The sequence below is a fragment of the Frankia sp. R82 genome (assembly GCF_023716925.1).
In the GTDB taxonomy this organism is placed as follows: domain Bacteria; phylum Actinomycetota; class Actinomycetes; order Frankiales; family Frankiaceae; genus Frankia.
The window spans coordinates 1-5,492 of sequence record NZ_JAMQQG010000260.1 but is presented as its reverse complement, the minus strand read 5'-3'; the positions used below and the strand labels follow the sequence as shown (position 1 = coordinate 5,492).

At 76.0% G+C, this 5,492-nt stretch carries 2 protein-coding genes; both read right to left on the bottom strand.

Going from position 1 to position 5,492, the window contains the following annotated elements; translation table 11 throughout:
• On the bottom strand, positions 1-606 hold a 606-nt coding region (locus ND747_RS19825), incomplete at its 3' end, for an AMP-binding protein (protein ID WP_308204662.1).
• A partial coding sequence (locus tag ND747_RS19820) for a salicylate synthase (RefSeq protein WP_251735320.1) occupies positions 603-5,492 on the bottom strand: 4,890 nt, incomplete at its 5' end. The genes ND747_RS19825 and ND747_RS19820, both read right to left, overlap by 4 nt.

The following is a 5,492-nucleotide window of genomic DNA, read 5'->3' as shown; positions in this document are numbered from 1 at the left end:
GGCCGCGGCGCCGGCGGCGGCCAGCCCCGCGAGCCCGGTGAACCGGCCGGCGTCCCCGGCCACCAGCACATGCCGCACGGACGGGACAGCCGCCACGATCTCCTCGGCGAGCGTCCGGTGGTCGAAACCCTCGTGCAGGTCCGGGATCGCGTACCCCACCGCGCCGGACAGCCGGGCGAGATGTTCGATCTCGACCCGACGGTGCGCGGGCAACGTCAGGACCGGAATCGCGCCGAGGCGCAGCAACGCGAACAGCAGCGTCACGAACTCGACCCGGTTCGGCAGGTGTACGACCACCCGGTCGCCGGCGCCGAGGCCGAGCCCGGCCAGGCCCGCGGCCAGGTCGTCGACGGCCTCGTCGAGTTCGCGGTAGGTCAGCCGGACGGGTGTCGCCGGCGGCCCGCCGACCAGCGCCGGCTCGGTGGCGTACCGGGTGGCCCAGTCCCGCAGCCGGTCCGCGAGCGGCCCGCCCTGCCAGTACCCGTCCCGCTGGTAGCGCCGGGCGGACTCCGCCGGCCACGGGACGAACCCGTCGACCATGCCGGTCGTGCCGGCCGTGCCGGCCGAGGTGTCCGCCGGGCCGGCCAGCACTGTCGGATGGTTCATCCGGCGCCTCCCAGTGTGTCAAACCCGTCATGGTCAACCCCGTCATGCAGGCGGGACTCGATCTCGTCGTCGGACAGACCGGCGATCTCCCAGGCGATGGACGCGACCCGGTCGAGCCGTCCCGGGGTTCGTTCGGCCCCGCGCATGGCAGCGGCCAGCCCCGCCACCGTCGGCGTGCCGAACAGCATCCGCACCGACACCTCGGCCGTGTCCAGCTCGTCACGCAGCCGCGTGACGAGCGAGGTGGCCAGCACCGAGTCACCGCCGACGGTGAAGAACTCGTCGGTCACGCCGCAGGTCCCGCCGAGCACGTCCTGCCAGACCAGCAGGATCATCCGCTCCAGGTCGCTGCGCGCCGGGGTCACCGGACGGATCCCGTCCGCCTCCCGCCCGAGCAGGGCGGCGGCGGCCGCCCGGTCGATCTTCCCGTTGACGCTCAGGGGCAGCGCCGGGACGATCACGATCCGGTCGGGCACCATGTGCGGCGGCAACAGATCACGCAGCTGCGCCCGCAGCCGCGCCGCGACCGTGCCCTGCGGCGGGACCTTCGCGTCCGGGACCGGCGGGGCCGGCGGGTCGAGGACCACTGCCGCGCCGAGCGAGGCCGTCGAACGGGCACCCGAGGCATCCGGGCTGCCGGGACCGGCCGTGCCGGCGGCGACGGCGGCGTGCACGCCGGGCAGGCCGGCCAGCGCGCTTTCGACCTCACCGAGCTCCACCCGGAACCCGCGGATCTTCACCTGGTGGTCGCGGCGGCCGAGGAACTCCACCGTGCCGTCGGGCCGGTAGCGGGCCAGGTCGCCGGTGCGGTACCAGCGGGAGCCGTCGTGGGTGACGAAGCGGTCGGCCGTACGCCGCGGATCGCCCCGGTAGCCGAGGGCGACGCCGTCACCGCCGATCCACAGCTCGCCGGTGACCTGGTCGGGACAGTCCCGGCCGAGGGGGTCGACGATACGCAGCCGCACGTTGCGCAGCGGCGTCCCATAGGGCACCGAGCTCCACCGCTCGGGAACCGGACCGCCCCCGACGACCTCGCACACGGTGGAGTGGATGGCCGTCTCGGTCGTCCCGCCGAGCCCGAGGAACCTGGCGTGCGGGGCGCGCGCGGCCAGGCGTCCCGGCAGGTCGACGCCGACCCGGTCACCGCCGAGCAGTACCGCCCGCAGGCTGCCGAGCGCCGTGGGTGCGGTCGCGGTCGCCAGCAGCAGGTCGAGGACGGCCGGCACGCAGTTGAGGACGGTGACGCCGTGCGCGGCCACCAGCTCGACCCAGCGGGTCGCCTCGCGGCGGGCCGCCTCGTCGACGAGCACCACCGCACCGCCGACCCCCAGCGGCGCGAACAGATCGAACACCGACAGGTCGAAGTCGAGCGCGGAGACGCCCAGCGTCCGGTCGTCCGCGCCGAGGCCGAGCCGTTCGGCCAGGTCGTCGATGGTGTTCATGGCCGCCCGGTGGGACACCTCGACGCCTTTGGGCTCGCCGGTGGAACCGGAGGTGAACAGCACGTACGCCGGCTCGTCCAACCGGGCCGGGTCCTGCGCGGCGGCGAGGACGGGCCCGCGGGCACCAGCTGCGGGGTCGACCGCCGGGCCGGTGAGCTCGGCCAGGGTCACGCCGGTCACGCCGGCCGGCCAGGCCGACCCGCCCGCCCGGCCGTCGGTGGTGATCACCGTGGTGAGCCCGGCGGTGGCCACGATGCGGGCGGCCCGCGCCGCCGGCTGCTCCACGCCGACGGGCACGTAGGTGCCACCCGCCGCGAGCACGCCGAGCACCGCGACGACCTGCTCGGGCCCCTTGGGCAGGCTGACGCCCACCAGGTCACCCGGCTGCGTGCCGCGGGCGCCCAGTGCCCCGGCCACCGCTCGGGCCCGCGCGGCGAGCTGCCCGTAGGTCAGCATCTGGGGCGCCGCCCGCGGTGCATCCGACGAGCCGAGCAGCGCGGGGGCGTCGGGCGTCTCGGCGGCCCGGGCGAAGAACCCCTCATGCAGCAGCCGCGTCGAGCGCGGACCGGCGACGTCGCCGACCCGGGCCCGCACCGCCCGCGTCGCGTCGTCGAGCAGCACGTCGACGGGCAGGTCCCAGCGGGCCCTCCCACCGGAGCCGGAGCCGGAGCCGGCCGGCAGGTGTTCCGCGGAACCGTCCGCCGGCCCGGCGCCGCGCGGTTCCGCGGAACCGTCCGCCGGCACCATGCCGTCCGCCGGCACCATGCCGTCCACGGGCCCCATGCCGTCCACAGGCCCCATGCCGTCCACGGGCCCGCCGCGGACGGCGGCGAGCTCGCCCACCAGTCGCTCGAAGGCGGTGAACATCGCGTCGACGACGCCGGGGGCGAACGCGTCCTCCCGGACGTCCCAGTTGATCAGCAGGCCGCCGTCGAGCTCGGTGACCTGCGCGTCCAGCAGGACCTGCGGGCCCTGCGAAATGATCCACTCCGGCCGGCCGAACGCGTCGCGCACCGCCGGGTCGAACAGCTCACCGAGGCCGAGGGCACTGGTGAACACGATCGGGGCGAGCAGCCGCTCGCCGCGGGCCCGGCCGGCGTCGCGCAGCACCTCCACCCCGGAGTAGGCGGCGTGGGCGGCGTCGGCGTGCAGCCGGGCCTGGATCCGCCGGGCCCGCTCGACGAACGGCACCCGTCCGGTCAGGTCGACCTCGAGCAGCACCGAGCTGGTGAAGTCGCCGACCACCCGGTCGATGTCCGGATGCACCTGCTCCCGGTCGAACAGAGGCACGTTGAGCACGAACCGCCCCTGGGCGCTCCAGCCGCCGATCACCTCGGCGAACGCGGTCGCCACGGCCACCGCCGGGGTGACTCCGCGCCGGTGCGCCGCCCGGGCGAGTTCCTCGCGGGCCGTGCGCGCCAGCCAGACGTGCCGGCGGGTCACCCGGGCTGCACTGTCGTCGCCGGAGGCGGTCGCGCCGGAGGCCAGCGGCAGCTCGGGTGCCCCGGGCAGGCTCGGCAGCCGGTCCTGCCAGGCCCGGCGGGAGCGCTGCGCCGCCTGCCGACGGGCCGCGGCCCGCTCGGTGCGGTACTGCCGGTAGGTGTAGGCCGGCGCCACCGAGTCGGCGTGCCCGTCGTCCGCGTGGGCGTAGAGCCGCGCCAGGTCCGCGAGCAGGACGCGGTAGCTCACCGCGTCGGCGGCGACCATGTCCACGTCGAGGTGGAACCGGGTGGCCCCGCCGGGCAGCAGGCTCAGCGCGGTGGAGAACACCTCGCCGTGCTCGATGTCGAGCATCTGGTGGGACAGTGCGTCGCGCACCGCGCCCAGGCGCACCGCGACAGCGGCCGGGTCGAGGGTGCGCAGATCGTGGACGGCCAGGCCGCGCCAGCCCGACTCCGCCTCGACCCGCTGGGCGCCGTTGTCGGTGACCCTGGTCCGCAGCGCCTCGTGTCGCGCCACCAGCAGCCGCAGCGCCGCGGCGAGCCGGTCGGGGTCGACATCCCGACCGTCGAACTCGGTGTAGAGATGGGCGGCGACGCCGCCGAGGGGCTGACCGCGGTCGCGGCCCACCCAGTAGGCGTGCTGCATGAGGGCGAGCGGGAACTCCGCGTCCTCGCCGGCGCCACTGTCCTCCCCGGCGTCACTGCTCTCCCCGGCGTCACTGCCCTCGCCGGCGCCGTCGGTGGACGACGAGACGGCCGCGGCGGCCCGGTGACCGAGGATCTTGACCCAGCCGTCGAGGGTGGGGTTCTCCGCCAGCTCGCCGAACGTGACCTCCAGGCCGTCGCGCCGCCACGCACCGACCGCCTGGATCAGCGCGATGGACTCCAGCCCCAGCTCGAACAGGTTGTCCTCGTCACCGACGTTGGCCGGCTCCTCCTCGATCAGGTCCGCGACGTGGCGACGCAGCTCCTCCCGGTCAGGCCCCGCCGGGGCGGGCCCGCGCTCCGGCTCGGCCTGCGCCCGGGTGGGCTGGGCGGGAATCGACTGCGCCGCCGCCGAGGCCACTTCGAGCGCCGGCGTGGGCGCGGCCACCAGGAAGCGGCTGACGCTGCGCAGCTTCTCGCGGGTCTCCTCCAGTTCCCGCTGCGGCCGGGACGCGGCGACGATGCCGGCGCCGGCACGCAGCCAGGTCCGCCCGTCGCGCTGGTACGCCGAACGCAGCACGAGTGCCGCGTCGAGAGAGCCGTCCGCGTCGACGCTGAGCACGGCGCCGCTGTACACCCCGCGCGGCTGCGGCTCGTAGCGTCGGATCGCGGCGAGGGCCTCGGCCTTCGGGATGCCGGAGGCGGTGACCGACGGGAAGACGGCGGCCAGGGCGTCCCAGGCGTCGTGCCCGGCGGTCAGGTCACCGCTGACCCGGGAGGCCAGGTGCTGCACGCTGCCGCGGTCGAGCACGGACATGAACTCGTCGACGACCAGCGACCCGGGCCGGCACAGCGGGCGCAGCTCCTCCTGGGCGGCCTGCACCGACACGGCGTGCTCGTAGATCTCCTTCGGGTCGGTGAGCAGCGCCGCCCGCCGCGCCCGGTCGGCGGCACCACCGTCGGCGGCACCACCGTCGCGGGCCGTGGTGCCGGCCAGCGGTTGGGTGCGGACCCGCCCGTTCGCCGCGACCTCGACGACCGTCTCCGGGCTGAACCCGCCGACCCGCAGGCCACCGAGGTCGAACAGGAAGGAGCGGGCCGGCGTGTTGCCGCGCCGCCCCCGTTCGTAGGTGGCGACCAGGTCGATCGGCACGTCCACCGGGACAACCCGGGACATGATCACCTTGCGGTACCGGCCGGCCTGGATGTCGGCGACGGCCCGGGCGACGTTCGCCGCGTAGTCGCCACCGCCGTGCTCGAGGTCCGCAAGCACGGCCCCGCCGACCGGTCCGGCGGCCACGGCCACGCGTGCCGTTGCCGCGGCGTCGGCCAGCTGCCGGGCCAGGTCGTCCAGCTC